A 21,381-nucleotide genomic window follows, 5' to 3' on the forward strand; every position below is an offset into this window, starting at 1 on the left:
GGGGCGGATTACGCCCGCACGACCCCGCACCTTCACCTGCCTTTCGGGGGGTGCTTGCTTGATGTACAGGTGTGACGAAGTGTCAAGAGGTGCTACGAGACGGTGCGCGGCCGTGCGAGACGGCCGCGCACCGCGTACCGCTTACTTCGAGGAGCTCATCAGCACGTAGTCGTACATGCCGAGGTAGGACTCGGCGACCGTGACGTTGGTCGCGGAGTCCGGGCGGTAGAGCAGGTTCTTCTTGTAGAAGAGCGGGACGACCGAGGCGTTCTCGGCGACCATCTCGTCCACCTCACCCCAGATCTTGCCGCGCTCGGTGGCGTCGATCGTGCCGATGCCGTCCGTGAGCGCCTTGTTGATCTTCGGGTCGTTCAGCTCCATCAGGTTCGTGCCACCGGACGGCTTGATCGCCGCGCCGTTCACGATCTGGTCGAGGAAGCCGTAGCCGGTCGGCCAGTCGGCACCCCAGGCCATCATCATGAGGCCGGCCTTGTTCTTGTGGACCCACTCCGGCGAACCGGCGAAGTCCGTGAAGTACTTGCTGGCCGGGAAGGTCTTGATCTCGGCGTTGATGCCGACCTTCTTCAGGCTCTCCTGGAGCTGCGTGGCGGCGAGGACCTCGTCGGGACGGTCGGTGCGCGCGGTCAGCACGGTGGAGAAGCCGTCGGGCTTGCCACAGGCCTTGAGGGCGGCCTTGGACTTGTCCGCGTCGCCCTTGTTGCCGGCGGACGGGTACAGGTCGAACTTCTTGTATCCGGCGACCGACGGCGGGATCAGCGTGGTGGCCGGCTCGCCCTTGACCGCACCGCCGATGGCGTCGACCATGCCGGCCTTGTCCACCGCGTACTGCACGGCCTTGCGGCAGTCGGGCTTGTTGAACGGCGCGACGTTGACGTTGATCGCCAGGTACTGGGTGGCACCCGCGTACGGGTTGTCCGTCTTGGCCTTCTCGGCGGCCTTGACGAGCACCTTCGGCTGGGTCTTCGACTGGAGACCGGTACCGGCGATGTCCGCGGTGATCGTGTCGTTGAGCAGGTGATCGTCAACGGTCGTCGCGTTGATGTTGAACTTCAGCTCGATCTTGTCCGGCAGCGCCTTGCGGATCGGGTCCGAGGCCGCGTCCCACTCGGGGTTGCGGACCAGGGTCGCGCCGCGGCTCTCGCTGTACGCGGAGAACTTGTACGGGCCGGAAGAGACGATCTTCTGGACGTACTCGGCACCCTTGTCGGCCTTCGCGGGGACCGGCGCGGTCTGCGAGAACGCCGCGAGGTAGTCCATGTCCGCGAACGGCTTGTTCAGCTTGAAGGTGATCGTGTAGTCGTCCGGCGTCTCGATGGACTTGAGACCGTCCTTGGACTTGTCCTTGTACGGACCCTTGTACTTGTCGCCACCGTCCAGGTACGACTTGAAGTACGTCGGGCCGTTGGACAGGGCCTCCGGCGCGAAGTTGGAGCGCTCGATGGCGTACTTGACGTCCTTGGAGGTGACCTCGGTGCCGTCCTCGAACTTGACGCCCTTGCGGAGCGTGTACGTCCAGGTCTTGGCGTCCGCGCTGGCCTTGCCGAGCGAGGTGGCCAGGTCGGGGACGACCTCAAGACCCTTCTTGCCGGGGGCCGGGTTGAACGAGACGAGCGAACGGCCGTACAGGCGGGAGAAGTTCTGCACCCAGCCGTAGTACGTGTTGCCCGGGTCCAGGGAGTCCGGGCCACTGGAGTGCTCGTACGTGACCGTCCCCCCCTTCTTGGTGCTCGCGTTGACGATGCTGCTGAGTCCGGCATCGGCCTTCGCGTTGCTGGACGTGCCGTTCTTGTCGCCGTCGCTCTTGTTGTCGCTGCTGCCACAAGCGGTCGCGCCCAGCGCCACCGCCAGCGTGACGGCGATGGCCGATGCTGTCTTCCTGCTGTTCATCCTGAGGAAAGCCCCCTCGATTGACCGGTGCGGCTGGCTGCGCCGCGATTACTTGCCACGGGGGTCGAGTGCGTCGCGCAGCCCGTCCCCCAGCAGATTGAAGGCCAGCACGGTGATGAAGATCGCCATGCCGGGAATGACCATGAACATCGGGTCGACCTCGTAGAGGTCCACCGCGGTGGACAGCATCCCGCCCCACGATGCCTGCGGCGGGGCGATACCGACGCCCAGGAAGCTCAGGGACGCCTCGAAGAGGATGTTGGTCGGGATCAGCAGCGTCGCGTAGACGAGGATCGGCGCGATCAGGTTCGGCAGCAGCTCGCGGAAGAGGATGAACGGGCCGCGGGCGCCCAGTGACCGGGCCGCCTCCACGAACTCCCGCTCGCGCAGGCTCAGCGTCTGCGCCCGCACGATGCGCCCGATGTACGGCCAGCTGAAGAAGCCGATCACGAAGATCAGTACGGCGATACGGAGCGAGAGCCCGGAGAGGCCGAACGCGCTGCCCTGGAGCGATGCCGAGATCGAGATCGCGAAGAGGAGCAGCGGGAAGGCGAGGAAGGTGTCCATCATGCGGCTGATGGCGCTGTCCACCCAGCCGCCGTAGAACCCGGCCACCACACCCATCACGACGCCGATGACGACGGAGAGCATCGTCGAACCGGCCGCGACGACCAGGGAGACCCAGGAGCCCTCGATGATGCGGGCCAGGATGTCGCGCCCGGTCTGCGGCTCGACACCGAGCGGGTGGTCCCAGCTGATGCCGCCGAAGCTGCCCTTGGGAGCGAGCAGCTGGGGGTCGACGAGGTCCTGGTTGAAGGCATTGGGGTCGAGCCCGAAGACCGCCTGGATGGGCTTGGACAGGACGGCGACAAGAATCAGGAGTGTCACGATCACCGCGCCGGTGAGCGCGACTTTGTCGCGTTTGAAACGCGTCCACGCGATCCGACCGAGCGAACGGCCCTCGATCTGCTTGCCCCCGGCGCCCTCCAGCACCGCTTCCGGCTGCGCCTGCGCCGCCGACCCGGTGGTCTCGATAGGTGCCGTCATTGCGCTGGAGACCCCTCTCGGCCGACGGTGGCCGGCCCATGACCGCCGCTGTAGCGGCTCGTTCACTTCAGATGACACATGGTGGTCCCCTGATCGGTGATTCGGGGGACTGCTTCATTGAGCGCATCGCACACTAGTACGTGCCGAGGCCACCTGCTGCACGGAGTCTTCAGCTACGACGTGATCACCCGCCAGCCCCCACCGGGAATGGTTGCCCAACCGTGATGCGATAAGAGGGTTACCGTTATCCGAACGCGATTTTCGGCTCAGCGAACACGGGCGTGCGCCAATCGGCCCGTATCGGCCATACCACCCAAGCGTGCCCACATACTGGACAACCGACACATCCGGCGGTCCCGCGCGCACGGCCCCGATACGTTCAGAAGCGACAAGCCCGCAGGTCCAGACCTATTTCCCGGTCAACTCGCGTAGACCGCGCGCCGGTCCCACCAGAGTCCTCCCACGGTTCGGCGCGCGGGTCGGCGGGGGGTCAGTAAGCACGCGGAGCGGGCGGCGGATAGCCGTATCCGGGGCCCCCGACGGGCCCCGCGGGCGCCGCGTGGGCCTCCCGGTCGTAGAACGGACGGGAGTTGGCGCGCAGCCACATCGTTACCGGGTCGTACTCGTCGGACATCGCGACGGTGGAGACCGGCAGCCCGTCCGGCACGGCGGCGACCGACTGGCGCATCATCGCCTGTACGGACTCGACGGACGCCGGGCTCGTGTCGTACAGATCGAGCCCGATCGCGAGGTACGGCGCGCCGAGCGCGGGCTGCACCCAGGCCCGGCGCAGCGAGCGGACGGCCGCGGTGCGGTGCGCGTTCTGCGTGAGCAGGGCGTAGAACTGCGGGAGCGGTACGGCGGGTTCGGAGAGCCGGAGGGGTCCCGCGGGCATCCGGTCGAGGCCGGTGGCGATCCGGCGCAGATCGAGCCAGGGGATGCCGACACCGCCGCCGTGGGCGTGCGGATTCAGCCAGATTCCCCAGCGGTCGGGGTAGAGGGCGCGGGCGATGTCCCGTCCCGTGACGACCTCGTGCGCGCGGGTCCAGCCGCTGGCGGCGAGCTCCTGCGCGGAGGTGACACAGGGGGCGTAACCGAGCCCGTCGACCTCCATGTTGCCGTACTGGGCGTCGGGCGAACCGGCCGCGCCGTGCCAGAGCAGCATCCACACACTGTCCTCGGCAAGGGCCCGGAGCAGCGCCTCGTACGCGTCGTACCGTCCCGGCGTCACCTGGCGCAGCATGTGCTCGACCTGTCCGGCCGCCGCGGTGCCTGACGCGCTCACTCTGGGTTCCGCCCCTCGTCGATCCACCATTCGCCCAGCTCCCCCGGGCACCTTCCGGGCACACGGTGCGGCGGCCCAGCCATGACATCACCTTAAGACCGACCGGCACATGGGGGGGCGGCGTCACGCGGCTCCTTCACCCGCCCCCCATGTGCCGGTCGGTCCGAGTTGCCCGGGCCGGCGGGCGCGGTCCGCTCCCCGCTGTCCCCCGTACCCGTGTCGCGGGACCGTACCCGCGCCGGCCGTCCCGGGAAACGGCCGCCGCGGATCCGGACCGCGTGCCGACCGCGTCAGCCGCGCTGGTAGAACGGCCGCACCTTGGACGTCAGCCAGTCGGCGACCGGGTCCTGGGTCACGTCGAGCAGGAGGAGACTGACCGGCCAGCCGACCTGGACCCGGCCGAGCGCGCGGCCGAGGGCGTCCATCGGCGCGTTGCGCTCGGCGCCCTCCCAGGACGAGAGCTGGACGCCGACGAAGAGCACGGGCGGTTCGCCCTCGACGCTGGCGAGCGCGCGCCGGGCGGAGACGACCACGCCCGTCGCCTCGAACTCGGCCGCCGCCGCGGTGAGGAAGTCGACCGGATCCTCCTGCCAGTCCGGCTCGAAGAGCCGGACCCGGCCGCCGCTCGCCGAGCCGTCCAGCGGGGTGCGGCCCGTCCGGCACAGCTCGGCGACGGCGAGCGGCGGCAGCGGCATCCCGACCACGCCGCCCGGGTTGACCACGACGCCGAGCTGCGGCGGCAGGCCGCGGGCGAAGTCGCGGGCCGGGGCGACGGTGAAGGCCATGTGCTCACCGACGCACTGGCGGAACTGCGCCGCGGAGCTGAACACCGGGACGTACGCGCCGCCCTCGATATCCATCGTGGGCAGATCGAGCGCCGTACTGTCGGGCCCCCCGCCGTTGGGCAGTGGGACCCACACCTCACTGCGTCCGAGCACCTCTATGAGTCGTGCGCCCGCTCCGTCGACACCGAGTGAGGCGGCGAGCGCCTCTTCCAACTCGTTGCCCGGCCATGCTGTGTTCACTGTCTTCCTCCGCCCTTGACCCTGCGGCAGCACCTTAGACCGACGTACGCGCCACCGCGGGACCGTCCACCGGTGCCGCGGCCTGCGCCGTCGCCTGCACCATCGCCTGCGCCGGGACCGCGATCCCCGGGAAGACGATCGCGCGCACCGCCCCCGCGGACTCCCGGTCCAGCAGGACGGCCGAGGCGCAGCCCGCCGGCGGCAGGCCGGTCTCCGCGCCGGCGAGCAGCCGGCGGACCGCGCGGCGGTGCCGCGCGAAGGCGTACCGGGAGACGCCGCGCCCCCGCTCGCGCTGGCCGGCGCGGGCGACGTCCGGGGCGACGTCGAGGACGAGGAGATGGAGCAGCCGGCCGCGCCGGCGGGTCTCGCGGGCCAGCCACCCCCGGACCCAGCTCTGCGTACCGCAGTCGTGGACGACGGCGCTCGCGCCGGAGCGCAACACCCGCCACAGGCCCGCGTAGTGCGCGATCCGGACGAGCGGACGGTAGACGGCGTACGGCAGTCCGGGCGGGACGAGGGCCGCCCAGCGGTCCCTGACGTCCTGGGAGTCGATGCCCCGGCCGCCCGCGGTGCGCCGGATCAGGGTGGACTTGCCGCTGCCGGGCAGCCCGGAGACGACCACGACGTCCCCGGCGGTGAAGACCAGGGCGCCCGGGGGCTGCCCGGCCTGGCCGCGTAAGTCCCGTACGGCAGGGATCTGCTCCAGCCATACGGCCGTGCACGGTCCCGTCGTCTGCGCCATCATCGCCGTCCCCCTGTCAGCTCAGCCGGACCGGCTGTCGGCCCCGCCGGACCGGTTGTCGGCTTCGCCGGACCGGCCGGTGCCCGCTGCACGAACTTTTGCCCACGAAGCGTAAAGAGAAGGTAACGTCCCGCGAGCCGTTCACCCGGACGGACGAGTTACATCCCGGACACCCCGATCGGCCGTCCTCCGTGCGATGATGTGCCCGCAACTGCATACCGGCCGTTTGAATCCGCGCGGGAGAGTCCCGGTTCACCGTGTGCGCCGGGCGCCGAAGGAGCAAGTTCCTCCCTTGAATCTCTCAGGCCCCGTACCGCGTGGATGAGGCAGATCTGAAAAGCGGGCCGCGACAGCGGCTCCACCCAAGGTGCAAGTCATGGCCTCCCCGTACCCGCGCCGCGCGCGCCACCGGGTGGCCGTGGTGAACCTCTCAGGTTCCGATGACAGATGGGGAGGACCGTCAGCACTGTCATGCCCTGGGAGCCATACCGATGAGCCATGCCCCCCGTCTCACCGCACTCGACGCCGTGCACCGCGCGCTGGGCGCGACCATGACCGACTTCGCGGGCTGGGACATGCCGCTGCGGTACGGCAGCGAGCGCGACGAGCACCACGCCGTCCGTACCCGCGCCGGGCTCTTCGATCTCTCCCACATGGGCGAGATCACCGTGGCGGGCCCGGCCGCCGCCGATCTCCTCGACTACGCGCTGGTCGGTGACATCGGCGCGCTCGCCATGGGCCGCGCCCGCTACACCATGATCTGCCGCGAGGACGGCGGGATCCTGGACGACCTGATCGTCTACCGCCTCGGCGAGGACGAGTACCTGGTCGTCGCCAACGCCTCCAACGCCCGGACGGTGCTGGACACGCTGAGCGCCCGCTCGGAGGGGTTCGACGCGGACGTACGGGACGACCGCGACGCCTACGCGCTGCTGGCCGTCCAGGGTCCGGAGTCGCCCGGCATCCTGAAGGCCGTGACCGACGCCGATCTGGACGGGCTCAAGTACTACGCGGGCCTGCCCGGCACCGTCGCCGGGGTGCCGGCCCTCATCGCGCGGACCGGCTACACGGGTGAGGACGGCTTCGAGCTGTTCGTCGAGCCCCGGTACGCGGAGCGGCTCTGGCAGGCGCTGACCGAGGCCGGCGCGGGCGTCGGTCTGGTGCCGTGCGGGCTGTCCTGCCGCGACACGCTGCGGCTGGAGGCCGGCATGCCGCTGTACGGGAACGAGCTGTCCACCGCGCTGACCCCGTTCGACGCGGGCCTTGGCCGGGTCGTGAAGTTCGGCAAGACGTCCAACGGCGGCGACTTCGTCGGGCGTACGGCCCTGGAGGCGGCGGCCGAGCGCGCCGCGAGCGCCCCGCCGCGCAAGCTGGTCGGCCTGATCGCCGAGGGCCGCCGCGTCCCGCGCGCCGGGTACCCGGTGGTCGCGGACGGCGTGACTGTGGGCGAGGTCACCTCCGGGGCGCCGTCGCCGACCCTGGGCCGGCCGCTCGCCATGGCGTACGTCGACGCCGAGCACGCCGAGCCCGGCACGAAGGGCGTCGGCGTGGACATCCGGGGCACGCACGAGCCGTACGAGGTCGTGGCGCTGCCGTTCTACCGGCGCCAGAAGTAGGACCGGCCGGTCCCACGGGGCCGGTGCCCGTCCGCCCGCCGTGATCCCGTATCCCGGCCCCGGTGTCCCTCGCGCCCCGGGCCCGGTGTCTCGTTCCGTAAGACGCTTGTTCCGCACCACACCCCCGCGTACAGGAGAATTCAGGTCATGAGCAACCCCCAGCAGCTGCGCTACAGCAAGGAGCACGAATGGCTGACGGCCGCCGAGGACGGCGTGTCGACGGTCGGCATCACGGAGTACGCGGCGAACGCCCTCGGCGATGTCGTGTTCGCCCAGCTCCCCCAGGTCGGTGACCAGGTGACCGCGGGCGAGACGTGTGGAGAGCTGGAGTCCACCAAGTCCGTCAGCGATCTGTACTCCCCTGTGACCGGCGAGGTCACCGAGACGAACCAGGACGTCGTGGACGATCCTTCGCTGGTGAACTCCGCTCCGTACGAGGGCGGCTGGCTGTTCAAGGTGCGCGTCGAGGGAGAGCCGCAGGACCTGCTCTCCGCCGACGAGTACAAAGAGTTCTCCGGCAACTGACACCCCAGGGACTGTGATGTCTTCCTCTTCGCTTCTCAACACCCCGCTCCACGAGCTGGACCCGGACGTCGCCGCCGCGGTCGACGCCGAGCTCCACCGTCAGCAGTCCACCCTCGAAATGATCGCCTCGGAGAACTTCGCTCCGGTCGCGGTCATGGAGGCGCAGGGCTCCGTGCTGACCAACAAGTACGCCGAGGGCTACCCCGGCCGCCGCTACTACGGTGGCTGTGAGCACGTCGACGTGATCGAGCAGATCGCCATCGACCGGGTGAAGGCCCTCTTCGGGGCCGAGCACGCGAACGTCCAGCCGCACTCGGGCGCCCAGGCGAACGCGGCCGCGATGTTCGCGCTCCTCTCCCCCGGCGACACGATCATGGGTCTGAACCTCGCCCACGGCGGGCACCTGACCCACGGCATGAAGATCAACTTCTCCGGGAAGCTCTACAACGTCGTCGCGTACCACGTGGACGCGGAGACCGGCCAGGTCGACATGGCCGAGGTCGAGCGGCTCGCCAAGGAGTCCCGTCCGAAGCTGATCGTGGCCGGCTGGTCGGCATACCCGCGCCAGCTGGACTTCGCCGCGTTCCGGCGGATCGCGGACGAGGTCGGCGCGTACCTGATGGTCGACATGGCGCACTTCGCCGGTCTGGTCGCCGCGGGCCTGCACCCGAACCCCGTACCGCATGCCCATGTCGTGACCACGACCACGCACAAGACGCTCGGCGGTCCGCGCGGCGGGGTGATCCTCTCCACCAAGGAACTGGCGAAGAAGATCAACTCCGCGGTCTTCCCCGGCCAGCAGGGCGGCCCGCTGGAGCATGTCATCGCGGGCAAGGCGGTCTCCTTCAAGGTGGCGGCCACGGACGAGTTCAAGGAGCGCCAGCAGCGCACCCTGGACGGCGCCCGGATCCTCGCCGAGCGGCTGGTCCGGCCGGACGTGACCGAGGTCGGCGTCTCCGTGCTGTCCGGCGGTACGGACGTCCACCTGGTCCTGGTCGACCTGCGCAACTCCGAGCTGGACGGCCAGCAGGCCGAGGACCGGCTCCACGAGCTGGGCATCACGGTCAACCGGAACGCCGTCCCGAACGACCCGCGCCCCCCGATGGTCACCTCGGGCCTGCGCATCGGCACCCCGGCGCTGGCCACGCGCGGCTTCACGGCCGAGGACTTCACCGAGGTCGCGGAGATCATCGCGGCGGCGCTGAAGCCCGAGTTCGACCGCGACGCGCTGGCGGGCCGGGTCTCCGCGCTGGCCGCGAAGCACCCGCTGTACCCCGGCCTGTAACCACCCCGTACAGCCGGCACGACCCGTACGACCCATACGACCCGTACGGCCCATACGACCCGTACACGTACAGCCCGTACACCTGGTGTCACCGGGGCACCGTGCGGCTCCCGATCGGAGCGGCGCGGTGCCCCGGTGCCACGTAAGAGCCTTCTCCACAGCTCACTCCCGCACCTCACTCCCGCACCACCCCCCGCATCAAGGAGTCACCCCGTGGCCATTTCGGTCTTCGACCTGTTCTCGATCGGCATCGGCCCGTCCAGCTCCCACACGGTCGGCCCGATGCGCGCGGCCCGGATGTTCGCCCGCAGGCTGAAGAACGAGGGCCTGCTCGCGCACACCGTGTCGGTCAGGGCCGAGCTGTACGGCTCGCTCGGCGCGACCGGCCACGGCCACGGCACCCCCAAGGCGGTCCTGCTGGGACTGGCGGGGAACTCCCCCCGGACGGTGGACGTGGAGAGCGCCGACGCCGAGGCGGAACGTATCCGCACCAGCGGGCGGCTGAACGTCCTCGGCATGCACGAGATCGCCTTCGACACCGGTACGGACCTGGTCCTGCACCGCCGCAAGGCCCTGCCGTACCACGCGAACGGCATGACGGTCGCCGCGTACGACGCCGACGGCGCGGCGCTGCTGGAGAAGACGTACTACTCGGTGGGCGGCGGCTTCGTCGTGGACGAGGAGGCCCTCGGCGAGAACCGCATCAAACTCGACGACACCCCGCTCACCCACCCCTTCCGCACCGGCGACGAACTGCTCAGGATCGCCGCCGAGACCGGACTGTCGATCTCAGCGCTGATGCTGGAGAACGAGAAGGCGTGGCGCACCGAGGACGAGATCCGCGCCGGGCTGCTGGAGATCTGGCGCGTCATGCAGGCCTGCGTGGCACGCGGCATGGCCCGCGAGGGCATCCTCCCCGGTGGCCTCAAGGTCCGCCGCCGCGCCGCCCATTCGGCGCGCCAGCTGCGCGCGGAGGGCGACGCGCAGGCCCACGCGATGGAGTGGATCACCCTCTACGCCATGGCCGTCAACGAGGAGAACGCCGCCGGCGGCCGGGTCGTCACCGCCCCCACCAACGGCGCCGCCGGCATCATCCCGGCCGTTCTCCACTACTACGTGAACTTCGCTGCGGGCGGCGCCACCGAGACCGAGAAGGACGACAACGTCGTCCGCTTCCTCCTCGCCGCCGGCGCCATCGGCATGCTCTTCAAGGAGAACGCCTCCATCTCCGGCGCCGAGGTCGGCTGCCAGGGCGAGGTCGGCTCCGCCTGCTCCATGGCCGCCGGCGCCCTCGCCGAGGTCCTGGGCGGCTCGGCGGAACAGGTCGAGAACGCCGCCGAGATCGGCATGGAACACAACCTGGGCCTCACCTGCGACCCGGTCGGCGGCCTCGTCCAGATCCCCTGCATCGAACGGAACGGCATGGCCGCGGTGAAGGCGGTCACGGCGGCGAAGATGGCCCTGCGCGGCGACGGCAGTCACAAGGTCTCCCTCGACAAGGTCATCAAGACCATGAAGGAGACCGGCGCCGACATGAGCGTCAAATACAAGGAGACCGCGCGCGGGGGCCTCGCGGTGAACATCATCGAGTGCTGAGGAAGCAGGCCCTGACCAGCGCGTTCGCATCTTTCAGCGCTGACGGGGCCTTCCCTGCCTACGCGACGGAAAGTCCCCGGAAACGCCCTGGGACAGACGTGAAAGTCCCTGAAAAGTCCCTGGGACATCCCGAATATGCGAGGTGGATCAACGTGCCCTTGCTCGACGGTGCTGGTGGCACAGAGCACGGTGCCCACCGCGCAGAGGTGCAGCCTGCTGGCAGGCGCATTGTGCCACCGTGCGGCACGGAGTAGCACCGGCGGCTAACCTGGTGACATGACAGCCCAGCCGGAGATTACCCAGCGGGACTTGCGGAGCAAGTCGAGAGAGATCATGGATGCCGTCGAGGCGGGACAGTCGTTCATCGTGACCCGCGACGGCCATCGCATCGGAGAGTTGATTCCGCTGAAGCGCCGCAGGCGCTTCGTTCCGCGGGCGGAGTTCGCGGCGATGTCGCGAAGCGCCCCTGACATCTCACTGGAAGCCTTCCGGGCTGACCAGGATGCGACTGCGGCCCAGGAGACGGATGACCCCTATGGCCGTTGACCATGAACGGGGCCTGCTGGACACCAACATCATGATCCTCCGCCGCTGGATCGACCCGGCTGAACTGCCGGTCGAGATGGCCATCAGCGCGATCACCTTGGCGGAGCTGTCCGCCGGTCCACACGAGGTCAGGCGAAACGGCGAGCAGGCGGATTACGACGAGTACGCGGAGCGGGCCCGTCGGCTCGACGTCCTCCAGCGCGCCGAGAACGAGTTTGACCCCATCCCCTTCGATGCCGAGGCCGCCCGCTTCTACGGCCGCATCTGCGCCGCCGTGATCGGCGCTGGACGGAAACCGCGCCGACGCGTGGCCGACCTGATGATCGCCGCCATCGCCGTAGCCGAAGATCTGCCGCTCTTCACCACCAACCCCGATGACTTCAAGGGTCTTGAGGACCTGCTGACCGTAGTACCGGTCGCTCGTCCCGCACTGCCGCAGGACGGCTGATCAAAAGCCCGGTCGCCTCGGCCCGTCCTCGGAGCGCCACGGCAACGACCGGACGGCGGGGAGGACCCGATCCGGTCAGCGGCTCCCGTCGGGGCGATCGGTCCGCCCGTGGCTCAATTCGTGCCGTTTCCGCCCCGTCCGGCGTGCGCTAGCGTCGCCTGCGCCCAGTAGCCCTCGACGGAACGGCGCCTGCGAACCAACACGGCGAGCCCCGGCGGGTTCTCCGCCGGACGGTGAAGGAGGTTCCTGTGCACGCACTCATCTTCCAGGGCCCGGACGGTGCCGGTCTCCAGGAGCGGCCTCTCCCGGAGATCCGGGCGGCGGACGACGTACGGGTGGACGTGGTCGGGACAGGGATCTGCGGAACCGACAGAAAGATCCTCCTCGGGCACTTTCCCGCGCGGCCCGGGGTCGTGCTCGGCCATGAGTCGGTCGGCCTGGTCGCCGAGGTCGGAGCCGGAGTGCGGTCGCTGCGGGTGGGCGACCGGGTTGTCGTCAACCCCACGCTGTACTGCGGCACATGCCGGCCCTGCGGCAGAGGAGCGACCAACCACTGCCTCCACAAGGCCGGTACGGAGGTGGGGGTGGACCGCGACGGCACCTACGCCGCGAGCGTGGTGCTGCCGGAGCGGTTCGTGGAGCGGGTGCCCGAGGGGCTGCCGTTCCGCAGCGCCGTGCTCATCGAGCCGCTGGCCTGTGTGCTGAACAACGTGGAGGCGGCGCAGGTCGGGTTCGGTGACGCGGTGGCGGTGCTCGGGGCGGGCCCCATCGGCACCCTCACCGCCGTCGTCGCCGCCCGCGCCGCCCGCCGGGTGGTGCTCGCCGACACCGACGCCTACCGTGCGGAGACGGCCGCCGGGCTGACGGATCATGTCCTCCACCTCACCGGCGACGACCCGGTCAAGGCCATGGTCAAGGAGTTGGCGGGAACCAGACCCGACGTGGTGTTCGAGACGACGGGCTCGGGGCTGGAGACCGCTCTTGAGCTGGTGGCGGACGGCGGCCGGATCGTCGTGATGGGCTTCGACGACACGTACACCGCGCGGTTGCGCCCCCTGCGGCTGACCAATCACGGCATACGGATCATCGGCGCCGGTGACTACCGCGCCGACACCTTCCAGGTGGCGGTCGAGCTGGCGGGCGAACTGGGGGCGGACCTCGGGCGTCTGGTGACCCACGAGCTGCCGCTGGACGCCTACCCGCGGGCCTTCGGCATCCTGGGCGGCATCGGTGGCGGGGACGTGCCGGGCTCCGGCGCGAGCGGCTACCGCGCCATGAAGGTGGTCCTGCGCTCCGACGTCCGTCCGGCGGGGGCCGACGGCTGGCCGGTGAGCGCGTGAACGCCCGCCGGTTCGGCTCCATCGAGTCCGGTGGCAGCAAATTCGTCTGCCTCATCGGTTCCGCTCCCGACAGGATCGAGAGCCGTACGCGCATCCCCACCGGCGAGCCGGGCCCCACCCTGGACCGGGTGACCGGCTTCTTCCGCGCGGCCATCGCGGACGAGGGACCCCTCGACGCCGTCGGCATCGCCTCCTTCGGACCGCTGGAACTGCGCCCGGGCCACCCGGATCACGGCCGCCTCGCCGCGACCCCGAAGCCGGGCTGGGCGGGCGTGGACGTCGCGGGGACCGTCGCGAAGGCGCTCGGTGTCCCGGTCGCCATCGACACCGACGTCAACGGCGCCGCTCTCGGTGAAGGGGAGTGGGGCGCGGCCCGGGGTCTGAGCACGTACGTCTATCTCACGGTCGGCACCGGTATCGGCGGCGGAGCCGTGGTCGGCGGGCAGGTGCTGCGCGGTCTCGTCCACACCGAGATCGGCCATCTCCTCGTGGGCAGGCTGCCCGGGGACGATTTCCCCGGGGTCTGCCCCTTCCACGGCGACTGCCTGGAAGGGCTCGCCGGCGGCGACGCGATGGCCAGGCGCTGGGGCGCCCCGGCCGAGACCCTGACCGGGGAGACCCTGCACACGGCGCTGAGCTGGGAGGCCGAGTATCTGGCCAGGGGGCTGCGGAACATCGTCTATACGCTGGCCCCCGAACGCATCGTGATCGGCGGCGGCATCTCGGACCTGCCGGGGCTGCTGCCCCTGGTGCGCCGGGCGCTGGGCGACACGCTGGCCGGCTACCCCGGACTGCCCGAGCACGGGCGGGACGACTTCGTGGTGCGGGCCGGGCTGGGACAGCTGGCCGGCGCGGCCGGCGGCCTGGTCCTGGCGGCGCGGGCCGCCCGGGAGGCGGCGGGCGAGGACGACGTACGGGGGCCGGCCGCCGTGGCAAGGTGATGAGGTGACGACGGACGGGGGCGGGACACTCGACGCGGCGACCCGGAGCTGGCTCGCCGCGCAGCCGCTCGACGGCGGCCGGGTCAGGGCGGTGGCCCCACTCGACGGGGGATACAGCAACGACATGCTGCTGCTGACCACCGAGCGCGGATCGCGGTACGTCCTGCGCCGGTACCGCTCCGGTGGCCACCTGGAGCGGCGCCTGCCGTGCGCGGTGGAGCGGGCGGTGGTGCTCCGCGCCGCCCGCACCGCCCCGGTGGTGCGCGTCCGTGCGGCCGACCCGGACGGCAGGGACACGGGCCGCCCCACCCTGCTCTACGAGTACGTCGAGGGCGAGCCGCTCAGCGCGGTACTGGCCTCGCCCCACCTCCACGAGTCCGCCGAGGCCGCCTCCCTCGGCCGGGCAGTCGGAGCCGTCCTCGCCGGGGTGGCCACCGTACGGTTTCCCGCTTCCGGGCACTTCGCCGACGCCACTCTGCGGCCCCGCCCGCCAGGACCCGCGACGGGGGAAGCGCTGGCCGGGCATGTCGAGCGCTGCCTCCGGGAACGGTCGCCGGAGAGTTCCCTGACGCCGGCGGAGCAGGCCGCCCTGCGTGAACTCGCCGTGGTGGCGGGCGAACTGACGGGGCGGCTGGCGGAGGCGTGCCACCTCGTGCACAACGACTTCAACCCGAAGAACGTCCTGGTGCGGCGGGTCTCCGGACGGTGGACCGTGGCGGCGGTGCTCGACTGGGAGCTGGCGTACAGCGGCTCCCCCCTGGTGGATCTGGGCAACATGCTGCGCTTCGCGCACCTGTACCCGGCGCCCTTCGGGGAGTCCGTCGCCGAGGCGTTCGGCGCGGCCGGGGGCGTGCTGCCCGCCGACTGGCGCCGTATCGTCCGCGCGCTGGACCTCTCCACCCTGGCGTACATCCTGACGTCTCCCCCGGACGCGGGGCTCTTCGCCCGGGCGCGGGCCGTCCTCGTACGCGATCACGCCGCACTGTGCTGAGCTGAGCCAAGCCGAGTTGAGCTGAGCCGAGCCGAGGTTTGCGGCGGAAATCCCGTCCGTGCTCAGCCGTCACACATGTATCTCCGCCCCCGGAAGAACGATAACTCCGGACCGGTGCCGTTTCGGCCGACCCCGTCCGGTCATATCCGATGTCTTTGTCATATTCCCCGTCCTGGCAGAACCGTTTTCCCATGTCGGCGTAATTGATCGTCCTTTCCATTCGGACCGAAACCCCTGACCTGCGGGTATTTTTCGGACAGGTTCGCCCGAGGCCCTCCGGGACGCGTTCTAGGCAGCGCGAGAGGTGGTGAGTAGTGTTCCGCCAGCTGGTTCGGCAGGTGGATCAAGGGAGGTTTTCAACCGTGGAAGAAATGAGTCCGGAAATCGTCTCGGAGCCTTCTCGGAGCACCGTTCTGACCCTCACTCCGGAGTGCATCTGCCGGGGGACTCCGCCCACTCCCGAGCAGCGCGAGGGCCCGTACTACAAGCCGGACACGCCCCACAGGACGGACTTCACGGGTGACGTCGAAACGGGTACTCCGCTGGTGCTGCACGGGCAGGTCGTCGACACCGAGGGGGCCCCGGTGGCCGGCGCCCTGCTCGACTTCTGGCAGGTCGGCGACGAAGGCGTGTACGACGAGGACGGGTTCAGGCTGCGCGGGCACCAGTTCGCCGACGGGCAGGGCCGGTGGCGGCTGGACACCGTACTGCCCGCGATGTATCCGGGGCGCACCCGCCACGTCCACGTCAAGGTCATGCCGCCCGACGGGGAGGTGCTGACCACCATGCTGTATTTCCCCGAAGAGCGGCGCAACCACCTCGACAAGCACTTCCGCGAGGAATGCGTCATGGAGGTGACGGAGAACGAAAAGGGCTGGGAAGGGGTCTTCACCTTCGTCATGAATGCCCGATGAGTGTCCGATGACCGTCTGATCAATGCCTGCATGGCCGCGACTTCGGCAGGAGACACATGGCTGACTCCACGGATGTCAGAAAATTGATCTACTATCCCGTCGGTGAGTACCTGATGGACCACGGCGAGGGAATCCATCTGTATGACGCGGAGGGCGGGGAGTATATCGACTGCGCCTCCGGCACATTCAATCTCAGCCTCGGATACGGGCATCCGGAGATCGTCAAGGCCATGCAGGAGCAGGCGGAGCGGCTGATACACGCCACCTCGGCCTTCCAGACCGCTCCGGTCAACGAGCTGGTACGGCGGCTGGTCGAGGTGAGCCCCGAGAATCTCGCCCGTGTCCACCTCAAGGTCTCCGGCGGCTCCACCGCCAACGAGGGCGCGGTGAAGATGGCCCAGGTGAGCACGGGCCGCAGCGGAGTGATCACCCTGTTCCGCAGCCATCACGGCCAGACCATGCTGACCACCACGATGTCCGGCGAGTCCTTCCGCAAGGCGCCGTTCCCCCATCTGATGCCCGGCGTGCTGCACGTCCCCGACCCGTACTGCCTCCGCTGCTTCTACAAGCAGCGGCCCGACACCTGTGGCCTGCTGTGCGTGGAGCGCGTCAACGACTTCATCGACTACGGCAGCAACGGAGACGTGGCCTGCATCGTCGTGGAGCCGGTGTCCGGCAGCGGCGGGAACATCGTGCCCCCCGACGGCTACCTCCAGGCGCTGCGGACCCTGTGCGACGAGCGCGGTATCGCCCTGGTCTTCGACGAGATCCAGACGGGGATCGGGCGGGTCGGCCGGATGTTCGCGGCCGAACACTTCGGGGTCGCTCCCGACATCCTCACCACCGGCAAGGGCCTCGGCGGCTCCGGCGCCCAGGTGGCCGCCGTACTCGCCGACGAGCGGATGACGGGGCTCGGCGCCGACCACCACTCCTTCACCTACGGCGGGAACATCCTCGCGGCAGCCGCCGCCGCCAGGACCCTCGACGTGATCGCGCGCCCCGGCTTCCTGGAGAACGTCCGCTCCGTCGGGGCGCACGTCATGGAGCGGCTGCGCGAACTCGCCCGCCGTCACGCGTGCGTCGTGGATGTGCGCGGTCTCGGTCTGATGATCGGCATCGAACTGGGCGACGAGGACGGCGCGCCCAGCACCGCGCTGGCGCAGCTCCTGGCCGAACGGGGCATGGACCACGGGCTGATCCTGCGCACCTCGCGCTACGGGCGGGGCAACGTCGTCAAGATCCGCCCACCGCTGATCATGACCCACACCGAGGCGGACCTCATGTGCGACCGGCTCGACGCACTGTTCGCCGCGGAGATCCGATGAAGGCGGTTACGAGCGAGGGAGTACCCGATGCGGGGCATGAGGGAGTACGTGCACGGGCTGGCCGGCACCGTCCGCCGCGAGGTCGTCGCGGCCCGGCACCAGGCCGCCAGCCGACTGGTACGCGGGCACTCCCCGGGCGGTGACGCCCAGTTCGGCCTGGACGACGTGGCCGAGGCGGCGGCCTGGAAGTACATCGTCGGCCAGGATCTGCCCGTCGCCCTGTACTCCGAGGACGGCGGACTCCAGCACCACGGACACGCGCCCGAGCACCTCCTGGTCGTGGACCCCATCGACGGGACGCGTCCCGCGGTGGCCGGGCTCGGCCTGTCGACGGTCTCGGTGGCGGTGGCCCCGCTGACGGGGGCGCCCACCATCGCGGACGTCTCGCACGCCCTCCTCCTGGAGCTGGACACCGGCGCGAGCCTCTACACGGAACGCGGGTCCGAGGGCATCGAGGCCCTGGGGTACGACCGTACGGTCCCGTGCCTCAGCTCCACGGCGGAGCTCGACCGCATGATGTGGTCGCTCGAATTCAACGGCCACCCGGCCGCGTTGATGACCCGGGCGTACGGCCATCTCATCGACCGCTCCGCCAACACCGGCGGCGTCTTCGTCTTCAACAGCGCGACGTTCTCGATCTCCCGCCTGATCACCGGCCAGCTGGACGCCTATGTCGACATCGGCAATCGGCTCCTGCGCGAGGACCCCGCCCTGCTGCCGGAGTTCCGGAGGGTGGGCAACGGGGCCGTACTGCACCTGTTCCCGTACGACATCGCCGCGGCCGTCCTGCTGGCCGAACAGGCGGGCGTGACCATCACGGACGCCTTCGGTAAGCCCCTCGGCGACACCGTGCTCACCGATCTGGGCGTCGACAACCAGCGTTCCTGCGTCGCGGCCTCCACTCCCGAGCTGCACCGGGCCCTGCTGGAGGCGATCCGGTGGCATCCGGAGCCCGCCACCGACCCGCCGCGCACCGTCGCAGAACCGCCGCGCACCCCCGCAGGCCCGACGAGCACCGCCGCGGGACCGACGGGCTGAGACGCCGACCGCGCCCGTATCCACCAGGGGAGGCCCGAGTGCACTCCGTACTGCCAGAGCACAGCGACGAGTTCCGGACCCTGCTCGACCGGCTCTCGGAGAAGGCGACCGCCGACTACTACAACCCCTTCACCACGTTCGACTGGCCCAAGGCCCTGCCCGAGGACGCCTACTGGATGTCCCGGGAGCTCCTGACGGTCCACGGCACCGAGTACGCCGACGACCTGACACCGGACCAGCTCAAGCGGCTCAGCCGCTGGGAGAGCGTCAACTTCTACTCCCTCAACGTGCACGGGATCAGGGATCTGCTGATCGAGGTGATGCGCCGGGTGCACACCCCCGGATTCGAGGTGCCCTCGGAGTTCTTCCACCACTTCGTGGGCGAGGAGAACGACCACATGTGGTTCTTCGCCACCTTCTGTCTGCGCTACGGCGGCAAGATCTACCCGGAGAAGAAGCTCCGCTCCCCCGCCGCCGCGGCCCAACCGGACCCGAGGATCGAGAACTTCCTCGTCTTCGCCCGCATCCTGGTGTTCGAGCAGATCGTCGACCACTACAACGCGCACCTCGCCCAGGACGCACAGCTCCACGCCACCATCCGCCACATCAACGCCCTCCACCACCAGGACGAGTCCCGCCACATCGCCTTCGGCCGCCGCCTCGTGCACCTCCTGTGGGACGAACTGACCGCGTCGGGGATCGACGACCGCGTACGCCAGGACATCCGGGCCTACCTCCGGCGGTACATCGCCCACAGCGTCGAGTCCTTCTACAGTCCCGCCGTCTACCGCGACGCGGGAATCCCGGACGGCTTCGCCCTGCGGCAGCGGCTGCTCGCCCACCCGGCCCGGCACGCCGCCCACCAGCGGGTGCTGCGCAAGACCACCGACTCGCTGGTCCGCATGGGAGTGCTCGATGCCTGACCCGGGCAACGGTACGACGGGACGGGCCGCCTGGTCCGTGTCGGACGGACTGGCGACGCTGGACGAGCCGGCCGTCCTGCTGTCGCGCTCCCTCGACGCGGTCTTCACCGGCTGGGGGCTGGCGGGCGGCGCCGTACGGCGGAGCTACCCGCCGCTGCTCGACGTCGGCGCGCTGCGGTCGCTCGACTACTTCCGCAACTTCCCCCATCTCGGCGGCGCCGTGACCCGGCTCCGCGAGGACCGGCTCGGTCACCACGCCCAGGCCGGCGGCGCCGGGCCGCTGCCTGCCGCCGACCTGGCCGACGCCGCGCTCCTGCTGCCGTCCGCCGCCTGCTACGCCTGTTTCCTGGACCTCTCCGGTGTCCGCCTCACGGAGCCGCTGACGATCACCACGGCCGCCACCTGCTTCCGTAACGAGGACCACTACGACGGCCTGCGGCGGCTGCGCGGGTTCACGATGCGGGAAATCGTGTGCGTGGGTTCCACCGAGGACGTCCACGCCCATGTGGAGCGGTACCACGGCCTGATCGCGGGCTTCGGCGCGGCACTCGGCCTGTCGCTGGACCGGGCGCCCGCCACCGACCCGTTCTTCGAGAAGGACGGCGCCCGCTCCCTGATGCAGCGGCTCTCCCCCGTCAAGGAGGAGTATCTGCACCGCGACGGCACCGCCCTCGCCTCGGCCAACCACCACCGCAACTTCTTCGGTGAACGCCGCGGTCTCACCTACCGGGGCAGCCCGGCCTTCACCGGCTGTGTGGCCTTCGGCCTGGAGCGGTGGCTGCACGCGCTCGACGACCGGTTCGAGGGCGATCTGCGGGCGGCCGACCGGGCGGTACGGCAGGCGGCCGACGAGGCGGTACGGCGGGCGGAGGCCCCGGGATGACCGCTCTCGCCTCCCTGCTCGGCCTGGAACTGCCCCTGGTCCAGGCCGGTATGGGCGGAGTCGCCGGCCCCGAGCTGTGTCTGGCCGTCTCCGGCGCGGGGGCGGCCGGCACGCTCGCGCTCTACAAGGAGCCGCCCGAGCGGGTCCGCGCTCTGGTGACCCGGGTGGCGGAGGCCACCGGCCGCCCGTTCGGGGTGAACCTCGTCCCCGAAGTGCTCTCCGAGAACGGCTGTCTGGACCGGCTCGACGCTGCGCTGGAGAGGCTGCCCCGGCACGGATTCGTCTCCTTCTTCGGGCTGCCTGGCGCCGAGGCGGCCCGCCGGGTGCGCGCGGCCGACCGCGGCCTGCTGATCCAGGTCGGCACGCCCGGGGAGGCGGAACTGGCCTGCCGGATGGGCAGCCACGCCGTCGTGCTCCAGGGCGTCGAGGCGGGCGGCCACCTGCTCGGGAGCCTGCCCGGGGGCGTGCTGCTGCGGGAGACCCGGGCCCGGCTGCCCCGGGCCGTACTCGTCCTCGCCGGAGGGATCGCCTCCGGCCGGGATCTCGCGCGCGCGGTGGCGGACGGGGCCGACGGAGCCATGGCGGGCACCCTTTTCGTACCGTCCACGGAGTCCGCCGCCCACCCGCTCTTCAAGGACCGGGTGGTGGCGGCCGGGTCCCGGGACACGGTCGTCACCTCGGTGTTCGACATCGGCTGGCCCGGCCGCCGCCACCGGGTCCTGCGCAATCCGCTGACCGGTTCCGGGCAGCGCCGCCCCGCCACGTTCATCGCCGTCACCGAGGCAGGCGGGCGCCGGCTGCCCGTGCCCCGGTACAGCGCGGCGGTCCCGGTCGCGCGGACCACCGGCCGGGTGGCGGAGATGGCGATGTACTGCGGAGTGTCCTGCGCGGGAGTGTCCGGGCGGGGGCCGGCCGGCCATCTGGTGCGCCGGCTGCGTCAGGAGTTTCAGGAGTACCAGGAGTGTCTGGCAGCCGGCGGCAACGTGTTCACGGAGGAGTGACC

General features: G+C 70.5%; 20 protein-coding genes and 1 riboswitch. Of the genes, 15 read left to right on the forward strand and 5 right to left on the reverse strand.

Features of this window, described 5'->3' with window-relative positions:
- Positions 1 to 141: 141 nt before the first annotated feature.
- From AB0389_RS33940 to AB0389_RS33960, 5 genes are all read right to left on the reverse strand, one after another.
- Positions 142 to 1,908 (reverse strand): ABC transporter substrate-binding protein, encoded by a 1,767-nt coding sequence (locus AB0389_RS33940; RefSeq protein ID WP_366399400.1) that lies wholly within the window; start codon positions 1,906 to 1,908, stop codon positions 142 to 144.
- 48 nt (positions 1,909 to 1,956) lie between these two features.
- A complete protein-coding gene (locus AB0389_RS33945; protein WP_366399401.1) occupies positions 1,957 to 2,955 on the reverse strand; it encodes an ABC transporter permease in 999 nt (332 codons plus the stop codon).
- Positions 2,956 to 3,445: 490 nt separating this feature from the next.
- Positions 3,446 to 4,240, reverse strand: coding sequence for an enhanced serine sensitivity protein SseB C-terminal domain-containing protein (locus AB0389_RS33950; RefSeq protein ID WP_366399402.1), 795 nt, complete (start codon positions 4,238 to 4,240; stop codon positions 3,446 to 3,448).
- Between the two features lie 290 nt (positions 4,241 to 4,530).
- Positions 4,531 to 5,265, reverse strand: a complete 735-nt coding sequence (locus AB0389_RS33955; RefSeq protein WP_366399403.1) for an enhanced serine sensitivity protein SseB C-terminal domain-containing protein — start codon at positions 5,263 to 5,265, stop codon at positions 4,531 to 4,533.
- 34 nt (positions 5,266 to 5,299) lie between these two features.
- Entirely contained in the window at positions 5,300 to 6,010 is a 711-nt protein-coding gene (locus tag AB0389_RS33960; protein WP_366399404.1) for an AAA family ATPase, read from the reverse strand.
- A 224-nt stretch (positions 6,011 to 6,234) separates the two neighbouring features.
- A riboswitch (glycine riboswitch) is annotated at positions 6,235 to 6,333 on the forward strand.
- 165 nt (positions 6,334 to 6,498) lie between these two features.
- On the opposite strand from AB0389_RS33960, the gene gcvT reads away from it, so the two are divergent.
- The 15 genes from gcvT (at position 6,499) to AB0389_RS34035 (ending at position 21,379) form a co-directional block, all read left to right on the forward strand.
- Positions 6,499 to 7,623, forward strand: coding sequence for a glycine cleavage system aminomethyltransferase GcvT (gene gcvT / locus AB0389_RS33965; RefSeq protein ID WP_366399405.1), 1,125 nt, complete (start codon positions 6,499 to 6,501; stop codon positions 7,621 to 7,623).
- Positions 7,624 to 7,770: 147 nt separating this feature from the next.
- Positions 7,771 to 8,148 carry a glycine cleavage system protein GcvH gene (gene gcvH / locus AB0389_RS33970; RefSeq protein WP_366399406.1) on the forward strand — a complete coding sequence of 126 codons (378 nt, stop codon included), beginning with the start codon at positions 7,771 to 7,773 and terminating at the stop codon, positions 8,146 to 8,148.
- 16 nt (positions 8,149 to 8,164) lie between these two features.
- Entirely contained in the window at positions 8,165 to 9,433 is a 1,269-nt protein-coding gene (gene glyA / locus AB0389_RS33975) for a serine hydroxymethyltransferase (protein WP_366399407.1), read from the forward strand.
- 213 nt (positions 9,434 to 9,646) lie between these two features.
- The gene (locus tag AB0389_RS33980; protein WP_366399408.1) at positions 9,647 to 11,029 is read left to right on the forward strand and encodes an L-serine ammonia-lyase; all 1,383 of its coding nucleotides are present in this window, start codon (positions 9,647 to 9,649) and stop codon (positions 11,027 to 11,029) included.
- Between the two features lie 276 nt (positions 11,030 to 11,305).
- Entirely contained in the window at positions 11,306 to 11,575 is a 270-nt protein-coding gene (locus AB0389_RS33985; protein WP_366399409.1) for a type II toxin-antitoxin system prevent-host-death family antitoxin, read from the forward strand.
- The gene (locus tag AB0389_RS33990) at positions 11,565 to 12,023 is read left to right on the forward strand and encodes a type II toxin-antitoxin system VapC family toxin (RefSeq protein WP_366399410.1); all 459 of its coding nucleotides are present in this window, start codon (positions 11,565 to 11,567) and stop codon (positions 12,021 to 12,023) included. The genes AB0389_RS33985 and AB0389_RS33990 overlap by 11 nt, the downstream gene beginning before the upstream one ends.
- A gap of 248 nt (positions 12,024 to 12,271) precedes the next feature.
- Complete coding sequence (locus tag AB0389_RS33995; RefSeq protein WP_366399411.1) at positions 12,272 to 13,363, forward strand: alcohol dehydrogenase catalytic domain-containing protein; 1,092 nt, start codon at positions 12,272 to 12,274, stop codon at positions 13,361 to 13,363.
- Positions 13,360 to 14,304, forward strand: coding sequence for an ROK family protein (locus tag AB0389_RS34000; protein WP_366399412.1), 945 nt, complete (start codon positions 13,360 to 13,362; stop codon positions 14,302 to 14,304). Before AB0389_RS33995 ends, AB0389_RS34000 begins: the two co-directional genes overlap by 4 nt.
- Before the next feature lie 4 nt (positions 14,305 to 14,308).
- Positions 14,309 to 15,295, forward strand: coding sequence for a phosphotransferase (locus tag AB0389_RS34005; RefSeq protein WP_366399413.1), 987 nt, complete (start codon positions 14,309 to 14,311; stop codon positions 15,293 to 15,295).
- A 371-nt stretch (positions 15,296 to 15,666) separates the two neighbouring features.
- A complete protein-coding gene (locus AB0389_RS34010; RefSeq protein ID WP_366399414.1) occupies positions 15,667 to 16,209 on the forward strand; it encodes a dioxygenase in 543 nt (180 codons plus the stop codon).
- Between the two features lie 56 nt (positions 16,210 to 16,265).
- Entirely contained in the window at positions 16,266 to 17,534 is a 1,269-nt protein-coding gene (locus tag AB0389_RS34015) for an aspartate aminotransferase family protein (protein WP_366399415.1), read from the forward strand.
- 27 nt (positions 17,535 to 17,561) lie between these two features.
- On the forward strand, positions 17,562 to 18,572 hold the full coding sequence (locus AB0389_RS34020) for an inositol monophosphatase family protein (RefSeq protein WP_366399416.1): 1,011 nt from the start codon (positions 17,562 to 17,564) through the stop codon (positions 18,570 to 18,572).
- Positions 18,573 to 18,610: 38 nt separating this feature from the next.
- Positions 18,611 to 19,495 carry a diiron oxygenase gene (locus AB0389_RS34025; protein ID WP_366399417.1) on the forward strand — a complete coding sequence of 295 codons (885 nt, stop codon included), beginning with the start codon at positions 18,611 to 18,613 and terminating at the stop codon, positions 19,493 to 19,495.
- On the forward strand, positions 19,488 to 20,378 hold the full coding sequence (locus AB0389_RS34030) for an aminoacyl--tRNA ligase-related protein (protein WP_366399418.1): 891 nt from the start codon (positions 19,488 to 19,490) through the stop codon (positions 20,376 to 20,378). The genes AB0389_RS34025 and AB0389_RS34030 overlap by 8 nt, the downstream gene beginning before the upstream one ends.
- Positions 20,375 to 21,379, forward strand: a complete 1,005-nt coding sequence (locus tag AB0389_RS34035; RefSeq protein ID WP_366399419.1) for a nitronate monooxygenase — start codon at positions 20,375 to 20,377, stop codon at positions 21,377 to 21,379. Before AB0389_RS34030 ends, AB0389_RS34035 begins: the two co-directional genes overlap by 4 nt.
- Positions 21,380 to 21,381 lie beyond the last annotated feature (2 nt).

The sequence above is a fragment of the Streptomyces sp. NPDC093109 genome (genome assembly GCF_040701725.1).
Taxonomy (GTDB): domain Bacteria; phylum Actinomycetota; class Actinomycetes; order Streptomycetales; family Streptomycetaceae; genus Streptomyces.